The organism is Hymenobacter monticola (genome assembly GCF_022811645.1).
GTDB lineage: Bacteria > Bacteroidota > Bacteroidia > Cytophagales > Hymenobacteraceae > Hymenobacter > Hymenobacter monticola.
The window spans coordinates 2,016,369-2,038,423 of the sequence record NZ_CP094534.1; the positions used below are offsets into that span (position 1 = coordinate 2,016,369).

The following is a 22,055-nucleotide window of genomic DNA, read 5'->3' on the forward strand; positions in this document are numbered from 1 at the left end:
GGTGTGCGAAATTTTGGCCTTTCGTTTTTCAGGATGAATGTGGCTTCACAATGCGTGCGGCCATTCTGAATTTCGACAAGTGTAATAATTAATTCGATTTTTTACAATAATATACACACAAAAGGCTACATAACCCAAGGATTTGCAATAGAAATAAATTTGCTTAATCAAAATCTTTGGCTAGTTTGGCCGCTCAGAACCCCACATTTTTCACTCCTTTCCCTAATCTATTTCCCACAGCTACATGAAAAAAACTTACCTCTCCGCGCTTGTCCTGTTGGGCAGCGCTGGTTCCCTGATGGCCCAGGGCGTGGCCAACCGCGTGGCCCCCTCGGTTAAAGACGATGTCACCCCCGTCATCCTGCGCCGCTCCTGCGCCGCTCAGGACGTGCTTCAGGCCCAGCTGGCCGCCGACCCCGGCCTGGCCAGGCGCATGGATGCCATCGAAGCCCAGACGCAACGTTTCGTAGCAGCACGGGCTGCGGCCCAGCTGCGCGGGGGCAATACCCCCGGCGGCTCTACGGGCGGCACCACGGCGCTGCTCAGCGGCACGGTCACCATCCCGGTGGTGGTGCACGTGGTGTACAACACGGCGGCCGAAAACATCAGCGACGGCCAGATTCAGTCACAGATTGACGTGCTGAACGAGGACTTCCAGAAGCTGAACGCCGACCGCAGCAATCCTTACCCCTACTCGGGCCTGGCCGCGGCGGCGCCCGTGCGGTTTACGTTGGCCAGCGTTGTGCGCAAAGCCAGCAAAACCCGTTCGTGGAGCACCAACGATGCGGTGAAGAACTCCAAGCGCGGCGGCGACGACGCCTGGGATGCCACCAAGTACCTCAACCTGTGGTCGTGCAACCTGGGCAATGGCCTGCTCGGCTACGCCCAGTTCCCCGGTGGCGCCCCCGCCACCGACGGCGTGGTGATGCTGTACTCGGCCTTCGGCAGCCGTGCCAAATGGCCCACCGGTACCTACAGCAGCCCCTACGACCTGGGCCGCACCGCCACCCACGAGGTGGGCCACTGGATGAACCTGCGCCACATCTGGGGCGACGACGGCGGCGCCTGCACCGGCTCTGACCAAGTGGGCGATACCCCCAACCAGGGCGGCGAGAACTACGGCTGCCCGGCCGCCGGCAAGTCCTCGTGCACCAATGCCTCGACGGGCGGCGACATGTTCATGAACTACATGGACTACACCGACGACCGGTGCATGTTCATGTTCTCGAAAGGCCAGGCCGACCGCATGACGGCCGTGTTTGATGCCGGCGGGGCCCGTTCCAGCTTCGCCACGGCCAGCGGCGCGCTGCGCCAGACCGCCACGGCTTCGACCATCTCCGTATTCCCGAACCCCGGCCGCGAAGCCGTGAGCCTGACCTTGCCGGCCAACGCCGACGCCGCCCGGTACTCGGTGCGCGTGTACGACATGAGCGGCCACGAGATGCGCCAGGCCCGTTACGACGGCCAGGGCCAGCTGCAAACGGAAGCCCTGCCCAAAGGCCTCTACTACATCAGCATCAGCGACGGCGCGAACACCTCGCGCCAGCGCTTCGAGAAGGAGTAGACAGCCTGGTTTTTAATTAAGCCCCAAGCTCAACGCCCTGCCCAACCGGCAGGGCGTTTTGTTTTTAAGGTTTTTTTGGTAAAAGGAATACTAGCGGGTTGAGCATGTTGGGGCTGAGCAGGGGCTACACCACCATCAGAAAAGTAGGCAGCGCCACGCAGCAGCACCATGTGTAGCCGCTGCTACTTGGTATCGTTGGCTATACCAGAAAATGCCTTAGAAGCCCTTGCCCTAATGCTGAGCTTTAGCCCCTTTGAATAGCGGCGGGAGCTCAAGCGCCTAAATAGCACCCCGCGGAGGCAAGAAGAATTTGGACGAGGGGCGAATACGGTCTAAGGCTTTTAGCGACCCTTTTTTGCTGATGCCACAAAGTTGTAGGAATTGAAAATCGAGCTGCTGATTCATCAAATATTCATCATTTTTTTAATCATAACCCCCCTTTATGGAAAATTTGCCAGATAACAGAATGAGACTATTGTTATTAAAATGGAGTTAAAAGGACAATAAATTACGCTTTTGATAAATTTTTAGTAACTATGATGTGTCGATTTATGGAAATTGCAAAACGTTGTATTGCGGTTTTATCAGCGGCATTTCTTTTCACCTACTCTCACAATTTATGAACACAAATACTTTACTGTCGACGGCAGACCCCGTGGCGCACCCGCGAACGGCCGGATTTGCAGGGAGATGCCTGACCTTATTGTTGCTGCTGTTGCTGCTCGCCCCGGCCGCTTTCGCCCAGCTCTCCGGCACCTACACCATCAACAGGAACGCGGCCACGGGCGGCACCAACTTCGCCAGCTTCACGGAAGCTGCCGCCGCGCTAAACACTTCGGGCATATCGGGTAGCGTGCGCTTCAACGTGCTGAATGGCCCTTACACCGAGCAGTTTTCGCTGGGCCAAGTGGCCGGCGTGAGCGCCACCGACACCATCGTGGTGGACGGCGGGGCCGCCAAGCAAACCTTGAGCTACACCGGTACCTCGGCCCAGCCCGGGGCGGTGTTGCTCAACGGCACCGACCGCGTGACGCTGCAAAACCTAACCATTGACGCCTCGGCCGGCGCTACCTATGGGGTGGGCGTGCTGCTGGTGGGCCAGGCCGATAACAACCGCGTGGCCAACTGCGTGGTGATGGGCCCGGCCACGTCCACGTCGACCACCGCCAACGCGGCCATCGCGGCCAGCGGCGGGGTAACCTCGGCTACTTCGGTGGGCAATGCCAACAACCTGCGCATCGAAAACAACTTGCTCAGCGGTGGCTATTACTGCGTGATTGTGAACGGGGCCAGTGCCACGGCCCGCAACACGGGCCTGCGCGTGACGGGCAACGAACTCCGCGACTTCTATGTGTATGGCCTGGACGTGGAAAACCAGGCTGGCGCGCAGCTTATCAACAACAACATTCACCGGCAGAGCCGCACTGCGGTGGGCGCCTTCTACGGCGTGTACCTGAATGGCTGCGCGGGCACGGCCGTGGAACGCAGCCGCATCCACGACAGCTTCACGGGCAACCCGGCCAGCAGCTCGATAGCCTACGGCATCTATTTCACGGCCTCGGACGGTACGGCCGGTGCGGAAAACGACGTGGTAAACAACCTGGTGTACAGTTTCAACGGCGCGGGCACTGAGTACGGCTTCTATAATAGCAGCTCGGACTTTGCCCGCTATTACTACAACACCGTTTCGCTGGACAACCAGGCGGGCACCGGTGCCACCCAGACCACCTACGGCTTCTACCAGACCACGGCCGCTACGGGCATTGACTTGCGCAACAACGTGATAAGCGTGACGCGCACCGGCGGCACGGGCAGCAAGTATGCGCTGGGCTTCATCACGACCGGTTCCACCATCACCTCGAATTACAACGACCTGTACGTGGGCACGAACGCGCTCAATTTCACCGGTCGCTACGGCACCACCGATTACGCCACGCTGGCCAACTGGCGCACGGCTAACAGTGGCGCTTTCGACCAGAACAGCGTGCAGGTGAACCCCGAGTTTGTGGGCACCACGCTGGTGCCCTCGGCCAGCCCCCTCAACGGCACGGCCACGCCGCTGGCCCGCGTGCCGCGCGACTTCACCAATGCCCTGCGCAGCGCCACGGTTCCCGATATGGGCGCCTACGAATTCACCCCCGCCAGCAACGATGTAGCGCTGGAGAGCATCGACTCGCCAGCCGCGCCGGTGGCTGTTGGGGCCCGCACCGTGACGGTGACCATCCGCAACAACGGCCAGGTGGCGCTGAATACCGTGCGCCTGGAATACACCCTGAACGGCGGCACGCCCGTGGCTCAAACCTTCACCCTGACGCCGGCCCTGGCCGCCGGCGCTACCCGCGCCCTGTCGTTCACGACGCAGGGCGCCGTGGTGGCTGGCTCCAACACGCTGACCGTGACGGCCAGCCTGCCCAACGGCAGCGCCGACGCCAACCCCGGCAACAACACCCAGACGGTGACTTTTTACCCGGCGCTGGCGGGCACCTACACCATCAACAAGAACGCGGCCACGGCCGGCACCAACTTCGCCAGCTTTGCAGAGGCGGCAACGGTGCTGAACGCGGGCGGCATATCGGCCAGTGTGCGCTTCAACGTACTCAACGGGCCCTACAATGAGCAGTTTTCGCTGGGCCAGGTGGCCGGCGTGAACGCCACCGACACCATTGTGGTGGACGGCGGCGCCAGCAAACAAACCCTGAGCTATACCGGCGTGGTGGCCCAGCCGGCGGCCGTGCTGCTCAACGGCACGGACTACGTGACGCTGCAAAACCTGACCATTGACGCCTCGGCGGGCGCCACCTACGGCGTGGGCGTGCTGCTGGTGGGCCAGGCCAACAACAACCGCGTGGCCAACTGCGTGGTGATGGGGTCCAGCGCGGCCACTTCCAGTACCGCCAACGCGGCCATTGCCGCCAGCGGCAGCGTCACTTCGGCTTCGACCGCCGGTGATGCCAACAACCTGCGCATCGAGAACAACGTGCTCAGCGGCGGCTACTACTCTGTGGTGGTGACCGGCTCCAGCGCCACGGCCCGCAACACCGGTCTGCGCGTGACCGGCAATGAAATGCGTGACTTCTACGTGTATGGAGTGGACGTGGAAAACCACAGCGGGGCACAAATCATCAACAACAACATCCACCGCACCACCCGCGCCGGGGTGAGTACCTTCTACGGGGTGTACCTGGTGGGCGTGACGGGCACGGCCGTGGAGCGCAACCGCATCCACGATTCCTTTACGGGCAACACGGCCAGCACCTCCACGGGCTACGGCCTGTACATTTCGGCCGACGGCACGGCCGGGGCGGAGAATGACATGGTGAACAACCTGGTCTACAACTTCAACGGCTCGGGCACCGAGTACGGCATTTATAACGTGGGCTCAGACTATGCCCGCTACTACTACAACACGATTTCGCTGGACAACCAAGCCGCCACGGGCACTACCCAGACCACCTACGGCTTCTACCAGACGACGCTGGCCACGGGCATTGATTTCCGCAACAACATCGTGAGCGTGACGCGTACCGGCGGCACGGGCAGCAAGTACGCGCTGTACTATGTCACCGCCACCTCCACCATTACTTCTAACTACAACGACCTGTACGTGGGTACCGGTGCGCTTTACTTCACCGGTCGCTACGGTACCACCGACTACGCCACGCTGGCCAACTGGCAAACCGCCAACGGCAATGCCTACGACCAGAACAGCGTGCAGGCCGACCCGCAGTTCCTGAACCCCGCCAGCAACCTGCAGCCCACGGCCAGCTCCCTCAACGGCGCGGCCACGCCGCTGGCCCGCGTGCCGCGCGACTTTACCAACGCCCTGCGCAGCGCCACGGCTCCCGATATGGGCGCCTACGAATTTACCCCGGCTACCAACGACGTGGCCGTGGAAACCATCACCTCGCCCGCTGCCCCGGCCACGGTCGGCGCCCGCACCGTGACGGTGACCATCCGCAACAACGGCCAGGTGGCGCTGAACTCCGTACGCTTGGCGTTCACGCTGAACGGCGGCACGCCCGTCACCCAAACCTTCACCCTGACGCCGGCCCTGGCCGCCGGGGCCACCCGCAGCCTGTCGTTCACCACTCAGGCGACGCTGGTGAGCGGCGCCAACCAGATTTCGGTGACGGCCAGCCTGCCCAACGGCGGCGCCGACGGCAACGCCACCAACGACACCCAGACCGTGACTCTGTACACGGCACTGGCCGGTACCTACACCATCAACAAGAACGCGGCCACGGGCGGCACCAACTTCGCCAGCTTCACGGAAGCCGCCACCGCGCTGAATAGCTCCGGCATCACCGCTTCGGTGCGCTTCAACGTGCTGAATGGGCCCTACACCGAGCAGTTCTCGCTGGGCCAGGTAACCGGCGTAAGCGCCACGGATACCATTGTGGTGGACGGCGGCGCGGCCAAGCAAACCCTGCGCTATACCGGCGTGGTGGCCCAGCCGGCGGCCGTGCTGCTCAACGGCACGGACTACGTGACCTTGCAGAACTTGACCATTGACGCCTCGGCGGGCGCCACCTACGGTATCGGCGTGCACCTGGTGGGCCAGGCCAACAACAACCGCGTGGCCAACTGCGTGGTAATGGCTTCGGGCACGGCCACCTCCAGCACGGCCAACGCGGCCATTACGGCCAGCGGCAGCGTCACTTCGGCTTCGACCGCCGGTGATGCCAACAACCTGCGCATTGAAAACAACGTGCTCAGCGGCGGCTACTACTGCCTCATCTTGACGGGCACCAGCGCCACGGCCCGCAACACCGGCCTGCGCGTGACGGGCAATGAAGTGCGCGACTTCTACCTCTACGGCATGGATGTGGAAAATCAGGCTGGCCCCCAGATTCTGGGCAACGACGTGCACCGCACCACCCGCGCCGTGGTGAGCACCTTCTACGGCATCTACCTGAACAGCGTGGTGGGCGCGGCTATCGAGCGCAACCGCATTCACGACCCCTTCACGGGCGACCCCACCGATACGGGCACGGCCTACGGCCTGTACTACACGGCATCGGACGGCGCGGCCGGCACCGAGAACGATGCGGTGAACAACCTGCTCTACAACTTCACGGGCTCGGGCACGCAGTACGGCATCTACAACAGCAGCTCGGACTTCGCCCGCTACTACCACAACACGATTTCGCTGGACAACGCCTCGGGCGGTTCCACCCAGACCACGTATGGTTTCTACCAGACGACGCTGGCCACGGGCATTGATTTCCGCAACAACATCGTGAGCGTGACGCGCACCGGTGGCTCGGGCAGCAAGTACGCGCTGTACTTCGTGACGACGACCTCGACTATCACCTCCAACTACAATGACCTGTACGTGGGCGCGACCGGCTCTTACTTCACCGGCCGCTACGGTACCATCAACTACGCCACCCTCAGCGACTGGCGCCTGGCCAACGGCGGGGCCTACGACCAGAACAGCGTGGCCGCCGAGCCCCGCTTCGTGAACCCCGCGCAGGGCAACTACCGCCCCAGCACGGCCCCGCTCGACGGCGCCGGCACGCCGCTGGCCCGCGTGCCGCGCGACTTTGCCGGCGTGCTGCGCACCAGCCCGCCCGACCTGGGTGCCTACGAGTTTGTTCCCATCTCCGACGACGTGGCCCTGGTCAGCATCGACTCGCCCAACACCACGGCCGTGCCCGGCGTGAACCCGCTGCAGGTAACCATCCGCAACAACGGCGCCACCCCGCTCACCTCGGTGGTGCTCACCTACTCGCTGAACGGCGGCACGCCGGTGTCGCAAACATTCACGGGCCTCACGCTGGGGCTCAACGCCACCCAGCAGCTCAGCTTCACGCCGGGCCTGAGCGTGCCCCAGCAGGGCACCAATACCCTGACCGTGACGGCCAGCCTGCCCAACGGCAACCCCGACGGCAACGCTACCAACAACACCCTCACCATCACCTTCGACCAGCCCACGCCGCTCAACGACGAGCCCTGCAACGCCGTGGTCCTCACCAACGGTGTCACCACCACGTCGAGCAATACCGGAGCCAGCACCAGCGCCCAGAACGGCATCAACTTCCCGAACTGCGGCGGCGGCCAGCTGCCCCGCGACGTGTGGTTTACGTTCACGCCCACTGCCACGAACATGACGCTCACGCTCACCGGTGCCCCCGCCGGCACGGTGCGCGTATACAGCAGCCCGAGCTGCTCGGCCGGGCCGTTCAACCTGGTGCAGTGCCAGGGCAGCGGCACCGCCAACACCAGCGTGGGTGCCGTGGCCGTCACGGGCCTGACGGTGGGCCAAGCCTACTACGTGGCCGTGAGCGGCTTCGGCTCCTCCGATACGCCGGGCACGTTCACCATCACGTCTTCCGTACTGACGAGCACCCGCGCTTCGCTCAGCACGGCTCTCTCGGTGTATCCTAACCCCAGCGCTACCGGCCAGCTCACGCTGCGCCTGGCCGCCGGCACGGCCGGCACCGGCACTGTGGAGCTGCTGAACGCCCTGGGCCAGGTAGTGAAGCGCCAGCCGCTGGCCGGCACCGCCGAGCAGCAAGTACTGACCCGCGGCCTGGCCACTGGCCTCTACACGCTCCGTGTGCAAGCCGGTACCGAAGTGCTGACCCGTAAGGTGGTGCTGCAATAGCCGTTTGCCCAGCACAGTTACAGAAATCCCCGACCAGTTGGTCGGGGCTTTTTTGTGCCGAATAGCGAAAAGAGTATCGACGGCCTTTGAACTTAAAGCAAGGAAAAGCGTTGGGGAAAAAAGATAATTGATGTACATACATTTTATGTACAAACATTCATTATCTTTGTAGCATCAACCCCAACTTAAAAACCCCAAACGCCATGTCTGAAATCACCGCTCCCGCCGCCACTGCCACCGCCACCAAATGGACGCTGGACCCCACGCACTCCGAAGTGCAGTTCAAAATCAAACACTTGGTTATTTCCACCGTCACGGGTTCGTTCAAGTCCTTCCAGGGCACCATGGAATCGGCCGGCGAAAACAACTTTGAGAATGCCCAGGTAGAGTTTTCGCTCGACGTGGACAGCATCGACACCAACCAGGAGATGCGCGACGGCCACCTGAAAGGCGAGGAGTTCTTCGACGCAGCCAAATTCCCGACCATCAAATTTGTGTCGACCTCGATGGTGAAAGACGGCGACGGCTACAAGCTGACCGGCAACCTCACCATGAAGGACGTGACCAAGCCCGTGACCCTGGAAGCCGAATACGGCGGCTCGGCCGTGGACTTTTACGGCAACACCAAGGCCGGCTTTGAAGTGACCGGCAAAATCAACCGCAAGGAGTTTGGCCTCACTTGGGGCGGCATCACCGAAGCCGGCGCCATTGTGCTGGGCGACGACGTGAAGCTGATTGCCAACGTGCAGTTTGCCAAGCAGGCGTAATTGCAGCTTACTAGCGCATAATAAAGCGGCGGCTTCCTCGGAGGCCGCCGCTTTTTTTGTGGGCCGTGCAACGCCGGGCGGCAGCTGGCGGTCAGGGCCATGATTCCGAGTTGTCCTCTTTAACAATATTTCTCATGTTTCGACTTTCTTCCGCGCTCGGCTTGGCGGCGCTGCTGGCCTGTTCATTTACCGGTTGCAAAAACAGCGCGGAAGACGAGGTGCCGCCCATGCCCACCTGCTTTTCGGGGGTGGTGCTGGGCGACCGGTGCTGGGACGGCGTCCTGATTCAGGTCGACGGCCGGTTTCCGATTGGCAAGTCCATTCAGTCGTTCACGGCCCCGGACAGCCTGGGCAATACCAACGTCATTGCCGCCACCAACCCCGCCAGCTTCGGCACCCTGCTCAAGCGGGGCCAGCGCGTGTACTTCACCAGTGACCCCAACGCCGCCGACCAGCCCATTCCGCGCTTTTGCCCCGCCATCGGTGCCCCCTTTCCCATTCCGCACATAGTGCTGACCAGCGTTTACGGCGTGCCCTGCGATATTCCCAATCGTTAGGCGGCCGCGCTCTGGCATCGGGCACAAAACGAAAAAGGCGCCCCGCTGGGGGCGCCTTTTTCGTTGAGAAAAGGGGCTAGGCCGAGAGCAACTCCTTATCGGGCACGCTCTGGTCTTTGAGGGTGGCGGTGCCGCGCTCCTTGCGCATGATGCGCGAGTAGAGGCTGATTTCCTGGTCGAAGAGGAAGCGGAAGAAGAGCCTGGTGTAGCTGGTGTGGGCCAGCAGCGGCTCGTAAAATTCGGGAGCCACGCTTTTGAGCTTGGGCAGGTTGTTCCACGGAATGCTGGGCATGTCGTGGTGCTCGTTGTGGTAACCCACGTTCATGTTGATGCCGTTCAGGCGGCCGTAGTAGGAGTAGGTTTCCTGCTCGGGGCTGAGGGTGAGGTAGTGCTCCTGAATCCAGCGGGCGCCCAAGGGGTGCAGGCCCACCGAAAACCAGAAGCTCAGAAACAAGTACAGCAGGGCCGTCCAGCCGAAGAAATACACAATGGCCACGTCAAAAGCAATTTGGGCCACGATGTTGGCCGCCACGTACTTGTCGATGGTGGCCACCTCGCGGCAGCGCGCCGTGCGGATGACCTGAAACACGGGGAAGAAAAACAGCCAGATGGCCTTGCCGACGCTGTAGTTGCGAATCAGCTTGGCCTCGTACCAGTCGGGCAGGTCGGCGTCGAGCTCGTGTACGCCCTGAAAGACGTGGTGCTTGATGTGGAAATTCTTGAAGCTGATGGCCGTGGGAAACACCGACGGGAAATTGGCCAGAATGCCCGTGGCCACGTTCTTCCACAGCCCTTTGAACACCAGATTATGAGCCGCCTCGTGAATGACCACAAACAGCGTGTGCGAGAAAAACGCGCCCACCAGGTAGGCCACCGGAAGGGTCCAGTACCACGCTTTGTCGCGCAGGAAATACGCCAGGCCCACCTGCGCCAGCACGCAGCCCAGGCCGATGAGGAAGGTGACGGGGTTGCGCGTCATCAGCTGCTTCACCTCGGGGTGGGCCTTGATGATTTGGCGGGTGCGCACGCGGTGCGGCTCGGTGGCCGTGACGAGGGTGAAAGCAGTGGGAGCGGAAACCATAGGAGCAGGGCAAACGGGCGCGGCGGAAGGCTGCCGCGCTTGGGCCTATCGACAAAAATACGCCAAATAGGTTCCGCTCCGTACGCGGCGCGGCACTTACATCTGCCGCAGCCAGACCTTGGCGGTTTCGAGGTCGTCGAAGGTCGAAACGACCGGGTAGGCACCGGTGAATTGCAGCGTGAGGTCGGTGGAGAGGCGGCTGTACACATTGGGCGAATACACCCAGGCGAAGTGCTGCAGCCCCGCCGCCGCCATGGCCGGAAACCACACCTTGCCGCCCCATTCGGCGGCCTCGCTCCACATGCTCGTCACTCGCGTGTTGTCGTTCAGTACTTTGTGGCAGCGCTGCTGGCTCATCAGGCGCAGCATTTCGGTGGCGCCGTGCTGCACGCTGGCCAGGTCCTGGTCGCCGTTCCAGTCGGCAAACAGCCACTCTTCCAGATGGTCGTAACTAATGCTGATATGAGGGAGTTCAAGTAACGTTTGCAAAGACATAGCGGAAACAGGAGGGCAGTGCCGCCTGCTACGGTAAATACGTAGTAAAGGATGCCAACTAAGCGCGAATTTAGGCGCATGGGCTTCCCAGGGGTTGCCTACCAAACGCTTTCACTTGCGGCCGTAGGCCGGAATAAATACGCAGCCCGCCGCCGGCTGCTGCTCAGGGCCAACTGAAATTCGCTGCTTTCCAGCCACCCTTTTTAACTTTCGGTTTAGCTTATTTCAGGCGCGCTCAAAAGCCGCCGACAGCTCCATTTCGTATAGCCTGAAGCCGAGCGGCAGCCCGGTGTAAGGACGAGGCCGCTCGGGCGTCTACCCGGCCGAAACCCGTCGCTCCGACCTTATTGAGTTTATTCATTGCCATGAACAACCGACTGAAATCTTTCGCCAGCGTCAGTTTGCTGGCTTTTGCCGCGGCCTGTGGCACGCCGCAGCCGGCCGATGCCCAGAACCCGCCGCGCTCCACGGCCGGCTATGCGCCCACCAACCTCACGGGCTTGGCCGTGGCCACCTTCGCCGGCGGCTGTTTCTGGGCCCAGGAAGAGGCATTTGAGCAGATTAAGGGCGTGAAGCAAGTGGTGAGCGGCTACGCCGGCGGCACCAAGGCCAACCCCACCTACGAGGAAGTGGCCGACAAAACCACCGGCCACACCGAAACGGTGCAGATTTATTACGACCCCAAAGTCATCGGCTACCAGAAGCTGGCCGACATCTTCTTCACCGCCTCGCACGACCCCACCCAGCTCAACCGCCAGGGCAACGACGTGGGCCCGGAGTACCGCTCGGCCGCTTTCTACCGCACGCCGGAGGAAAAGAAAATTCTGGAAGCCACCATTGCCCGCGTCAACGCCTCGAAGGAGTATTCCGGCAAAATCGTGACCGAAGTGGTGCCGTTCCAAAAGTTCTGGCCCGCCGAGGACTACCACCAGGGCTACTACCGCCTGCACCCCGAAAACCCCTACATCACCCACGTGTCGGCGGCCAAGGTGGAGCACGTGCAACGGGCTTTCCGCAAGGATTTGAAAAGCCCGCTGTAGCCGTTGGCGCTACCTGTTTTCTGGTTTTTGCCTCACGCCCCGGCTTTCTTTGGCCGGGGCTTTTTGGTGGGCAGCGGGATGGGCCTCCGGGGCCTTATCTTTGAAGGTGGAAGCGGCATATACCGGCTTCGTATGCCGAGTTTCGCCTTCTTATGTCCTCCCCCGCTGTTCTGCCCGCCCTGGATTTTGAGCTGCTGTTTGCCGCGCTGCCTGCCCCGCAAGCCGTGCTGGCCCCCGACGGCACGGTGCTGGGCTTGAACACGGCCTTGGCCCATCTGCTGCCACCTGAAGCCGCCGCGGCGCTGCCCGGCCAGCCCCTGGCGGCCCTGCGCACTGCCGCTGAAGCCACCGGCGCGGTGCTGGCCGCTGCCCCGGCGTGGGAGGCCGGTCTGGCGGCCGCCCGGGCCGGCGCGCTCCAAACGCTGCCGCCTGCCACGCTGCCCGCCGCTGCCGGTGGGTACTGGGAAGCCGTGCTGCAGCCCGTGCCGGCCAGCGGCGAGCCGCGCTACCTGCTCTTGCGCCTGCTTGATGTGACGGACCAGGTGCGCGGCCAGCAGGCCGCGGGGTCGGAGCACGAGCAATTCCGGTTTCTGGCCGAAAACCTGCCGCAGTTGGTGTGGATTACTTCCGGCAACGGGGAAGTGGAGTACACCAACCAGCGCTTCATCGACTACACGGGCCAGGATGTGCTGCTGCTGGACGATGCGGGGCGCACGGCCTTATGGGATGAAATCATTCACCCCGAGGACTTGCCCAGCATGTACGCGCGCTGGGGCGAAGCCCTGGCCTCCGGCGAGCCGTTCGACATCGAGTTCCGGCTGCGCGGGACCGACGGCAAGTACCGTTGGTTTCTATCGCACGTCATGGCGCAGTTTGGGGCCCACGGGCAGGTGCGGCGCTGGTTTGGGGCCTGCACCGACGTGGACGCCCGGCACCGCGCCCAATCGCAGGTGGAGCAGCAGCAGGCCCACATGCAGCGCATTCTCGACCATTTGCCGCTCACCATCAGCACCATGTCGGGGCCGGAGCTGACCTTCAGCTTTCTCTCGGCCAAGGCCAAAGAAAGCATGGGCACGCGCGCCGGAGTGGGCCGCAGCGTGGCCGACAGCCTGCCCGAAGTGGCCGCCCAGGGCTACGTGCAGCTGCTGAACCAGGTGCGCGAAAGCGGCCAGCCCCACTTCGGCTTCGAAGAACCCACCGAACTGCTCGACCCGGCCACCGGCGTGCCGCAAACGCACTACAACGACTACGGCTACGTGCCGCTGCGCGACGAGGACGGCGGCACCAGCGTGCTGGCTTACGGCATCGACGTGACCGAGCAGGTGCTGGCCCGCCAGCGAAGCCAGGCCCTGCAGGCCGACGCCCGGGCCGCCGACCAGCGCCTGCGCCGCGTGACCGAAAGCCTGCCCTCCATCACCTTTATCAGCGACCAGGAAGGGCAGGTGCTCTACCTCAGCCCGCAGTGGTACGCCTACACCGGCACCACCGCCGACGACGACTTGGACCGCGCCTGGCAGGCCTGCCTGCACCCCGCCGACCAAGCGCGTGTGGCCGCGGAATACGCGGCGGCGCTGGCGGCCGGCACGCCCTGGCGCTACGAGCTGCGCCTGCGCCGCCACGACGGGCAGTACCGCTGGTTTGTGAGCCAAGGCGTGCCCGAGCCGCTGGAAGAAGCCCAGGCCGCTGGCCGCCTGCGCCAGTGGTTCGGCTCCGACCTCGACATTCACGAGCTGCACGAAACCCAAGAGCGGCTGGAAGCCAAGGACCAGCAGCTCAGCCAGATTCTGGAGCAGCTGCCGGCTTTTGTGGCCACGCTGGCCGGGCCCGAGCACCGCTACTCGTTCTTCAACCCGGCCTACGCCCGGCTGGTGGGCCAGCGCGCCCGTCTGGGCCAGCCCGTGGCCGAGCTGCTGCCCGACCTGGCGGAGCAAGGCCTGGCCAAGCTGTTGGACCACGTGTACCAAACCGGCGAAACCCAGGTGCGCCAGGAGTTGCCCTTGCGCCTGCGCAACCCCGGCCAGCCCGAAACCGTCATCTATGTCGACCTGACTTACCTGGCCCTGCGCAACGAGTACGGCGAGGTAGAAAGTGTGCTGAGTTTTTCGAAAGACGTAACGGTGCGCGTGCAGGCCCGCCAGCAGGCCGAGCTATTGACCGCCGAAATGCAGCGGCGCGACGAGCAGGTGCGCGCCCTCACGGCGGCCGTGCCCGTCTTTATCTTCAATTTCGACCCGCAGGGCGGCATCACCTACACCAACCCCTACTTCTACGAATACACCGGCCTGGACCCGGCCACCCCGCCCAACGATGCCTGGCAGGTACTGCCCGCCCCCGACCGGGCCCGGGTGGGGGCGCTGGCCCAGGCCGCCATGGCCCAGGGCCAGCCCTGGCAGGCCACCTTCCGGGTGCGGCGGCGCGACGGGGAGCCCCGCTGGTTCCAGACCAAGGCCCAGCCTTACGTCGATGCCGACGGGCAGCTGGCGGGCTTCAGCGCCGCCACGGTAGAGGTGCACGAGCTGCAGGAACGCACCGAGCAGCTGGCCCGCAGCCGCACCGATTTTGCCACCCTGGCCGACAACATGGCCCAGCTGGCCTGGATGGCCGACGCCACGGGCTACATCTTCTGGTACAACCAGCAGTGGTACGACTACACGGGCTCCGACTTTGCGGCCATGCAGGGCTGGGGCTGGCAGCAGGTGCACGACCCGGCGCTGGTAGACGGCATCAAGGCCCGCTACGAGGCCGCCGTGGCATCGGGCCAGCCCTGGGAAGACACCTTCCCGCTGCGGCGGCACGACGGCGAGATGCGCTGGTTCCTGAGCCGGGCGCGGCCCATCCGCGACGAAGCTACCGGTGCGGTGGTGCGCTGGTTTGGCACCAACACCGACGTGACCGAGCTGCGCGGCCTGCAAACCCGCCTCAGCGACAGTGAAGAGGAACTGCGCATTCAGGCCGAGAGCATTCCGCAGCAGGTGTGGACGGCCCGGCCCGACGGCACGGTAGACTTTTACAACCACCGCACCGCGGCTTACGTGGGCCAGTCGATGGAGAAAGACGGCGCGGCACACTGGCTGGAGTTTGTGCACCCCGATGACCGCGCCCTCATGCAGCAGCGCTGGGCGCAGGCCATTGCCAGCCAGCGCTACTACGAGGCCGAGTTTCGCCTGCGCCGCTACGATGGCGAGTACCGCTGGTTTCTGGGGCAGGCGCAGGCCCGCCGCGCGCCCGGCGGCCAGCTGCTGAAGTGGTACGGCACCAACACCGACGTGCACCAGCTGCGCCTGCTGCAGGAGCAGGTGCTGGCCAGCCAGACGCGCTTCCAGCAGCTGCTCGAAACCCTGCCCCAGATGGCCTGGACCTCGCGCCCCGACGGCAGCGTGAGCTACTACAACAAGCGCTGGTACGACTTCACGGGCGGCACCTTTGATGAGCTGCAGGACTGGGGCTGGGAGCGGTTCATTCACCCCGACGACCTGCCCGGCACCCTGCGCCGCTGGCAGCACAGCCTCAGCACCGGTGAGCCTTTCGAGGCCGAGCACCGCTGGCGCGACCTGCAGGGCGTGTACCGCTGGTTTCTGGCCCGGGCTGAGCCCATCCGCGACCAGTCGGGGGCCATTGCCGTGTGGGTGGGCGCCAACACCGACGTGCACGAGTTCAAGCAGATACAGCACCAGCTGGAGGAGCAGAATGCCCGCCTGCTGCGCACCAACGAGGACCTCGACAACTTCGTGTACACTGCCTCGCACGACCTCAAGCAGCCCATCAACAACATGGCGGGCATCTTCGAGGAGCTCACCCGTACGGCCTACTTCCGCGACCCCGATGCCATCAAGCTCATCAGCTATTTCGAGCGGGCGCTGGGCCAGATTTTTGGCACCATCGACGACCTGACCGCCATTGTGCGCGGGCAGCGCCAGCAGCAGGAGGTGCCCGCCGAAGCCGTGGCCCTGGCCCCGCTGGCCGCCGAAATCATCAACAGTCTCCAAGACCAGGTGACGCAGCTCGGCGCCACCTTCGAGCTCGACTTCGACACCTGCCCCTCCATCACCTTCGTGCGGCCCAACCTGCAAAGCCTGCTCTACAACCTCATCAGCAACTCCCTGAAGTACGCCGACCCCGAGCGGGCGCCCGTCATCCGCCTCAGCTGCACCCCCGATGCCGTGAGCGGCCGCCCCATCCTCACCGTGGCCGACAACGGCCTGGGCATCGACATGGAGCGCTACGGCGACCAGTTGTTTCAGCTCTTCCGTCGCTTCCACACCCACGTGGAGGGCACGGGCATGGGCCTGTACCTGGTGAACCGCATCGTGCAAATCCACGGCGGCCGGCTGGAGGTGAGCAGCGCGGTGGGGGAGGGCACCACGTTCCGCATTCATTTGTAGGCACCGGGGCGGGCCTAATGGGTCTGTCATCCTGAGCGCAGCGAAGGACCTTATCACGCCTGAAGGTTCTGAAGTAACAAGGTCCTTCGTTGCGCTTAGGATGATGAGTATGCGCCAATCAAAAGGCCGCCCCGCAATGCCGGGCGGCCTTTTTTAATAGTCGGTTGCGGCCGCCTACGGCCCCTGCACCAGCAGGCGGGCCGTGGCCGCGGGCTGGCCGGGCGCCTGCACGCGCACCGCGTAAAGCCCGGGCGGCAGCCCCGCTGGCAGGGTGAACTGCCACTCGCCCCCGGCGGCGCTGGCGGCCAGTGCGGCCACCGGGCGGCCCAGCGCGTCGAGCAGCTGCACCGGTGCCGTGCCACGGGCAGGCCCGGCCGGCACCAGCCGCACCGCGCTACCCGGCGTTGCCGGCTGCGGGTAGAGCGCCAGCGCGGGCCCCGCGCCCGCGCCGGCGCGGGCGGCCGCGACGACGGGGATGACCTGGCTGCGGCAGGGCCGCTCGAAGTAGGCCAGCCAGGCCGGTTGGGCCAGTAGTCGCCCGCTCCCGTCGCGCTGCGCTCCTTGGCCAGCAACTAGAATGGTGCTGTCGCCGGGCAGCAGCTGCCAGGTCCGGGGAAAGGCTTGGGTCAGCACCTGCGAGCAGTAGGTGTCGCGGCGGGTGAGGCGGCCTTGAGCGCTTAGGTGCAGCACCTCGAACTCGTTGGGCGCCGGGCGGGGCGGGTCGACCAGGTAGGTGAGCACGCGCAGGCTGCCGTCGGCCGCTTCCTGCACGGCACTGGTGTAGCGGACGGGGGCGAGCACGGGGCCGGTCGGGGCCGGGGTTTCGATGAGCGTGCGCCAGACCACGTTCAGGGCCGTGTCGAGCCGGGCCACGAAGCCGTGGGTGCGGGCCCGGCCCAGCGAGTCGAGCAGCACCTGCCCGGAAACGGCGTAGCCGCTGCCGTCGCGCAGGCGCAAGGCGCCGGCCGAGCCGAACATCTTCGTGTCGGCAGCGCGGCCGAAGGGCTCGACCCAGCGGGCGCGGCGGAACCGGCCGCCGGAGTCGACCTCGATGGCGTAGAGCTGGAAGTTGGCCGAGTCGCGCTGGGCGTCGCCCAGCAGCCACCAGCCCCGGCGCGGCGCCTCCACGATGCGCCGCAGGTAGGCGTAGCCGGTGGTGGCGGGAAACTGGGCCCCGATGCGGATGACGGGGTTCGGGTAATTGCGCTGCCAGCGCAGGTTGCCGGCCGTGTCGAGGCACGCCAGCGAGTAGTGCAGCACGACGAGCGGCTGTCCCGTGCCGCTGTTGTCGCCGAGTCCGGCAATGTAGTAGCGCCCGTCCCGTGTGGCGGCACTCGTTGGCAGTTGGTCCACGCGCGCCCGTGGGCTCTTGCGCGTGCGAACCGTGTCGCCGTTACCGGTTGCCCAACTGTAGAGTCCAGTGTAGCCAATCCGATTATTAGCGGTTTGGGCCCCGTAGGAAAAAAAGCCGCTACGCCAAGGAAAACCTACTCGTCCTCCTGCTGCGTTGTTGAAGCCACGTTGCCAGAGCAATTGGCCCTGCGAAGTGTACTTCGCCCAATACCCTGTTACCGAGCCGTATGCGCCAACGGTTATTGTTTCGTTCTGAACTAGGAAATTGACGTACTGGCTGCTCACGTTGAGTGAGTTGGGGTTTCCGTAGAGGTCGGTCCGCTCCCAGCTTCCGGCTCCTTGTCCGTGGACCAAACACGGCGTCACCGCTGCCACTAACAGCAGGACACAAAATAGCAATTGTCGCATAATGATGTAGTTCAAACCCTACTTCTTGCATTAAACGAGAAGCCGGGGTTTCTTGCCTTAACGGTTAATCAGAACCTTGCGCGTGGTGGCGGGTACGCCATCGACTAGCAGCGTGGCGACGTACTGCCCAGGCTGCAAGGCTAGTACATTGATATTAGACTGATAACGGCCCTTCCTATCAGCCGACAACGTTTTCTCCAGCACCACCCGGCCGCTGAGCAGGTCGTTTTGAGTAATAGCATGTTCCATAGAGACAGAGAAAAGTGGTGGTAATTTGTTGAGTTCGAAGTAGCAAAATTCAATCCATTACCTGCCTGCTTTCTTGCTGATGAAGCAGGTAGGTAATGGATTGTTAACAGCTAATGTCCAGAAAACACAGCGCGTTGCTTCTGCTTTCACTTTCAGCTAAACCGTCGGGTTCTCCGGCGAACGGCCACCGGTGCTTTCTTTGCCAAACCCCACCCGTCTTCCCGCGCCCATGACCAACGCTTCCCCAATCGCAACCGTGGCCCTGCAATCCAAGCTGCCCGATGTCGGCGTCAGCATCTTCTCCCAGATGACGGCACTGGCCCAGGAAACCGGCGCCATCAACCTGGCCCAGGGTTTCCCCGACTACGACCCGCCGCAGGCGCTGCTGGAGGCCCTGGCCCGCCACGCCCGCACGCCTGGCTACCACCAGTACGCGCCCATGCCCGGCCTGCCGCGCCTGCGCGAAGCCATTGCCGCCCAAGTAGCCCGCCTGCAGCCCGACGCGCCCGCGCCCGACGCGGCCACTGAAATCACCATCACGGCCGGCGCCACCGAGGCGCTGTACGCCGTGCTGGCGGCCGTGGTGCGCCCCGGCGACGAGGTGCTGGTGTTCGAGCCGGCGTATGATTTGTACGGGCCGGCCATCCGGCTGCAGGGCGGGGTGCCGCGCTACGTGCGCCTGCCCGCCCCGCACTTCCGGCCCGACTGGGACGCCGTGCGCCGGGTGGTGTCGGCCCGCACCCGGCTGGTGATGGTGAACACGCCCCACAACCCCAGCGGCTCCGTGTTCACGGCCGAGGACTGGGACGCCCTGGCCAAATTGCTCGACGGCACCAACGCCCTCGTACTGAGCGACGAAGTGTACGAGCACCTGGTATTCGACGGCGCCCCGCGCTTGAGCGCCCGCCAGCACCCGGCCCTGCGCGAGCGCAGCTTCGTGCTCTCGTCCTTCGGCAAAACCTACCATGCCACCGGCTGGAAGGTGGGCTACTGCATTGCCCCGCCGGCCCTCAGCACCGAGGTGCGGCGGGTGCACCAGTTTCTCACGTTCTCGGTGAGCACGCCCACCCAGCACGCCCTGGCCGACGCCCTCGAAGCCGACCCCACCGACGCGCACGCCCGCGGCCTGGCGGGCTTCTATCAGGAAAAGCGCGACCTGTTCCGCAGCCTGTTGCTCGACGGCGGCTGGAACCTGCTGCCCGTGCCCGGTGGCTACTTCCAGCTGGCCCGCTACGACGCCTTCTCGCCCGCCGGCGACCTGGCCTTTGCCCAGTACCTGGCCCGCGAGAAGGGCGTGGCTGTGGTGCCAGTGTCGGCCTTCTACCACGATGGTTTCGACGAAGGGCTCGTTCGGTTTTGCTTCGCGAAGGAGGCGGCTACGCTGGAAGCGGCCGCGGCCCGGCTGCGGTAGACAAGAAGGGTTAAGGTGTGGTTTAGCCACGCTGTGCACAAGACAGCGGCGAAGCATCTTTACCACGCAGCGTTTTTCTAACGGTAGCTCATTTCAGAACAGCTTCAACAGAAAGTAGGTGGCTGAAGGCTGCGGCGCTGTACTTTGGCGCACTCATTTTCCTTCCTTATGTCGAAACGCTTACGCTTGGCCAGCCTGGTGCTGGCCCTTGGTACCAGCCTAGCCGCCTTTGCCCAAACCCCGAAACAGGATGCGGAAGTCAAGGGCGTGAATGCCATTCGGCTCATGGATGAGGGCAAGCTCGATGAAGCCATCAGCCTGCTTCAGCAGGCGCAAAAGCTCGACCCGGCCCGCTCCGACTACGCCTATGAGCTGGGCTACGCCTACTATCAGCAGAAGAAATATCCTCAGGCACTGGAGATGCTCGCACCGCTGATAAAGCGGCCCGATGCCAGCGACCGCACGTTTGAGCTGCTCGGCAATGCTTACGACGACAATGGCAACCCCCAAAAAGCCATTGAAGCCTACGAAGCCGGAATGCGCAAATTCCCAGCTTCGGGGCGGCTGCCGTTGGAGCTGGGAATTGTGTATATGGGGCAAAAAGACTACGACAAAGCCATCGGCTATTTCGAGAGCGGCATCCGGGTAGCGCCTCAATTTTCCTCTAATTACTACTGGGCCTCCAAGCTCTTCTGCAGCTCGTCGGAGGAGGTGTGGGGCATGATTTACGGCGAGCTGTTTATCAATTTAGAGCCCGACAGCAAACGCACCTTCGAAATTAGCCAACTGCTGTACGACACCTACAAAAGCGAGATTAAATTCGCCGGGGCCGACACGGTGAAAGTGAGTTTCAGCAAGAACAGCATGATTGTGCCGGCGAAGGGGGAAAAGCTGAAGCTGCCGTACGGGAGCATGGTGTACGAGCCGGTGATGCTGATGTCAACTATTGGAGAAAAAAGCGTGAACTTGGACGCGCTGGACCGCATTCGAACCAAGTTTGTAGAGAATTACTACCGCCTGCCGGCAAGCAAAGACGCCCCCAACGCATTGTTCGATTACCAGCGCCAAATCAAGCAAGCCGGGCACCTTGAAGCCTACAACCACTGGCTGCTGCTGGCGGGCGACGAAACGGGATTTTCCCAGTGGAAAAAAGCTAATCCGGAGAAATGGAACGGCTTTCTCGGATGGTTTGAGGGCCATCCTCTGCAACTCGACAGCAAACACCTATTTTATCGGGCGCAGTACCAGTGATGCGTCGTTTATAGTATCCGCGGTTACGCTCCGCATTTCCCCATGTCCGACCTCACCGTCTCCTTTCTGCAAACTGAGCTGCACTGGCACGATGCCGCCGCCAACCGCGCAGCCATAGCCCAGCAATTGGCCGGCCTCGCCCGAGCTACTGACCTGATTGTGCTGCCTGAAACGTTCACCACGGGCTTCAGTATGGAAGCCCGTGCACAGGCCGAAACCATGGCCGGCCCCACCGTGGCCTGGCTGCGGGAGCGCGCCGCCGCCCACAATGCCGTCATCACCGGCAGCGTCATCATTGAGGAAGACGGGGCTTACTACAACCGCCTGCTGTGGGTGCGGCCCGACGGCAGCCTGAGCTACTACAACAAGCGCCACCTCTTCACGCTGGCCGGCGAGCAGCACACCTACACACCCGGCCAGGCACGGCTGGTGGAAGAATGGCGCGGCTGGCGCATCTGCCCGCTGGTGTGCTACGACCTGCGCTTTCCCGTGTGGAGCCGCAACCTGCCCGCCGCGCCCTACGACCTGCTGCTGTATGTGGCCAACTGGCCCGCCGTGCGCCGCACCGCCTGGCGCACCCTGCTGCGCGCCCGGGCCATCGAGAACGTGGCCTGTGCCCTCGGCGTGAACCGCACCGGCCACGACGGCTCCGGCCACGAATACAGCGGCGACTCCGCCCTCCTCGATGCCAAGGGCACTTACTTGGTGGAAGCGCACAGCCAGAACGGCCTCTTCACCCACACCCTCAGCCGGGCCGAGTTGGATGACTTCCGCAACAAGTTCACCGCCTTGCAGGACGGAGATGCGTTTGAGCTGCTGGGGTGAGTTGACGCCGACTGTCATTGCGAGGGCGCAGCCCGTGGCAATCCGTCCTGTCAAAACCAGAC

General features: G+C 63.6%; 13 protein-coding genes. 9 read left to right on the forward strand and 4 right to left on the reverse strand.

Annotated elements, in window-relative coordinates:
- Positions 1-244 precede the first annotated feature (244 nt).
- The 4 genes from MTP16_RS08425 to MTP16_RS08440 all read left to right on the forward strand — a co-directional run bounded on the left by MTP16_RS08425 (position 245) and on the right by MTP16_RS08440 (position 9,498).
- Positions 245-1,564: a M43 family zinc metalloprotease gene (locus tag MTP16_RS08425; protein ID WP_243518137.1), complete on the forward strand. Its 1,320-nt coding sequence runs from the start codon at positions 245-247 to the stop codon at positions 1,562-1,564.
- A gap of 715 nt (positions 1,565-2,279) precedes the next feature.
- Positions 2,280-8,174 (forward strand): CARDB domain-containing protein, encoded by a 5,895-nt coding sequence (locus MTP16_RS08430; RefSeq protein WP_243518139.1) that lies wholly within the window; start codon positions 2,280-2,282, stop codon positions 8,172-8,174.
- Positions 8,175-8,377: 203 nt separating this feature from the next.
- Positions 8,378-8,941: a YceI family protein gene (locus MTP16_RS08435; protein ID WP_243518141.1), complete on the forward strand. Its 564-nt coding sequence runs from the start codon at positions 8,378-8,380 to the stop codon at positions 8,939-8,941.
- A gap of 134 nt (positions 8,942-9,075) precedes the next feature.
- Complete coding sequence (locus MTP16_RS08440) at positions 9,076-9,498, forward strand: hypothetical protein (RefSeq protein ID WP_243518143.1); 423 nt, start codon at positions 9,076-9,078, stop codon at positions 9,496-9,498.
- A 76-nt stretch (positions 9,499-9,574) separates the two neighbouring features.
- Here the strand turns inward: MTP16_RS08440 and MTP16_RS08445 are convergent, their stop codons facing one another.
- Entirely contained in the window at positions 9,575-10,579 is a 1,005-nt protein-coding gene (locus MTP16_RS08445) for a fatty acid desaturase (RefSeq protein WP_243518145.1), read from the reverse strand.
- A gap of 96 nt (positions 10,580-10,675) precedes the next feature.
- The gene (locus tag MTP16_RS08450; protein WP_243518156.1) at positions 10,676-11,074 is read right to left on the reverse strand and encodes a hypothetical protein; all 399 of its coding nucleotides are present in this window, start codon (positions 11,072-11,074) and stop codon (positions 10,676-10,678) included.
- Between the two features lie 365 nt (positions 11,075-11,439).
- Here MTP16_RS08450 and msrA point away from each other — a divergent pair, with 365 nt between their 5' ends.
- Complete coding sequence (gene msrA, locus MTP16_RS08455) at positions 11,440-12,114, forward strand: peptide-methionine (S)-S-oxide reductase MsrA (protein WP_243518159.1); 675 nt, start codon at positions 11,440-11,442, stop codon at positions 12,112-12,114.
- Between the two features lie 152 nt (positions 12,115-12,266).
- Entirely contained in the window at positions 12,267-16,496 is a 4,230-nt protein-coding gene (locus tag MTP16_RS08460) for a PAS domain-containing protein (protein ID WP_243518162.1), read from the forward strand.
- Positions 16,497-16,670: 174 nt separating this feature from the next.
- Here MTP16_RS08460 and MTP16_RS08465 read toward each other — a convergent pair whose 3' ends face one another.
- Both MTP16_RS08465 and MTP16_RS08470 read right to left on the reverse strand, forming a co-directional pair.
- The gene (locus tag MTP16_RS08465; RefSeq protein WP_243518164.1) at positions 16,671-17,849 is read right to left on the reverse strand and encodes a hypothetical protein; all 1,179 of its coding nucleotides are present in this window, start codon (positions 17,847-17,849) and stop codon (positions 16,671-16,673) included.
- Between the two features lie 465 nt (positions 17,850-18,314).
- The gene (locus tag MTP16_RS08470; protein WP_243518167.1) at positions 18,315-18,506 is read right to left on the reverse strand and encodes a hypothetical protein; all 192 of its coding nucleotides are present in this window, start codon (positions 18,504-18,506) and stop codon (positions 18,315-18,317) included.
- A 229-nt stretch (positions 18,507-18,735) separates the two neighbouring features.
- Between MTP16_RS08470 and MTP16_RS08475 the strand changes: the two genes are divergently transcribed.
- The 3 genes from MTP16_RS08475 (at position 18,736) to MTP16_RS08485 (ending at position 21,993) form a co-directional block, all read left to right on the forward strand.
- Positions 18,736-19,917 carry a methionine aminotransferase gene (locus tag MTP16_RS08475; protein WP_243518170.1) on the forward strand — a complete coding sequence of 394 codons (1,182 nt, stop codon included), beginning with the start codon at positions 18,736-18,738 and terminating at the stop codon, positions 19,915-19,917.
- A gap of 168 nt (positions 19,918-20,085) precedes the next feature.
- A complete protein-coding gene (locus MTP16_RS08480; protein ID WP_243518173.1) occupies positions 20,086-21,168 on the forward strand; it encodes a tetratricopeptide repeat protein in 1,083 nt (360 codons plus the stop codon).
- A 42-nt stretch (positions 21,169-21,210) separates the two neighbouring features.
- Positions 21,211-21,993: an amidohydrolase gene (locus MTP16_RS08485; RefSeq protein WP_243518178.1), complete on the forward strand. Its 783-nt coding sequence runs from the start codon at positions 21,211-21,213 to the stop codon at positions 21,991-21,993.
- Positions 21,994-22,055 lie beyond the last annotated feature (62 nt).

Bases quoted from the DNA above. Each gene is read 5' to 3' on its own strand.
- MTP16_RS08425 (WP_243518137.1), top strand. From the start codon at position 245: ATGAAAAAAACTTACCTCTCCGCGCTTGTCCTGTTGGGCAGCGCTGGT.
- MTP16_RS08435 (WP_243518141.1), top strand. From the start codon at position 8,378: ATGTCTGAAATCACCGCTCCCGCCGCCACTGCCACCGCCACCAAATGG.
- MTP16_RS08440 (WP_243518143.1), top strand. From the start codon at position 9,076: ATGTTTCGACTTTCTTCCGCGCTCGGCTTGGCGGCGCTGCTGGCCTGT.
- MTP16_RS08445 (WP_243518145.1), bottom strand. From the start codon at position 10,579: ATGGTTTCCGCTCCCACTGCTTTCACCCTCGTCACGGCCACCGAGCCG.
- MTP16_RS08450 (WP_243518156.1), bottom strand. From the start codon at position 11,074: ATGTCTTTGCAAACGTTACTTGAACTCCCTCATATCAGCATTAGTTAC.
- msrA (WP_243518159.1), top strand. From the start codon at position 11,440: ATGAACAACCGACTGAAATCTTTCGCCAGCGTCAGTTTGCTGGCTTTT.
- MTP16_RS08460 (WP_243518162.1), top strand. From the start codon at position 12,267: ATGTCCTCCCCCGCTGTTCTGCCCGCCCTGGATTTTGAGCTGCTGTTT.
- MTP16_RS08470 (WP_243518167.1), bottom strand. From the start codon at position 18,506: ATGGAACATGCTATTACTCAAAACGACCTGCTCAGCGGCCGGGTGGTG.
- MTP16_RS08475 (WP_243518170.1), top strand. From the start codon at position 18,736: ATGACCAACGCTTCCCCAATCGCAACCGTGGCCCTGCAATCCAAGCTG.
- MTP16_RS08480 (WP_243518173.1), top strand. From the start codon at position 20,086: ATGTCGAAACGCTTACGCTTGGCCAGCCTGGTGCTGGCCCTTGGTACC.
- MTP16_RS08485 (WP_243518178.1), top strand. From the start codon at position 21,211: ATGTCCGACCTCACCGTCTCCTTTCTGCAAACTGAGCTGCACTGGCAC.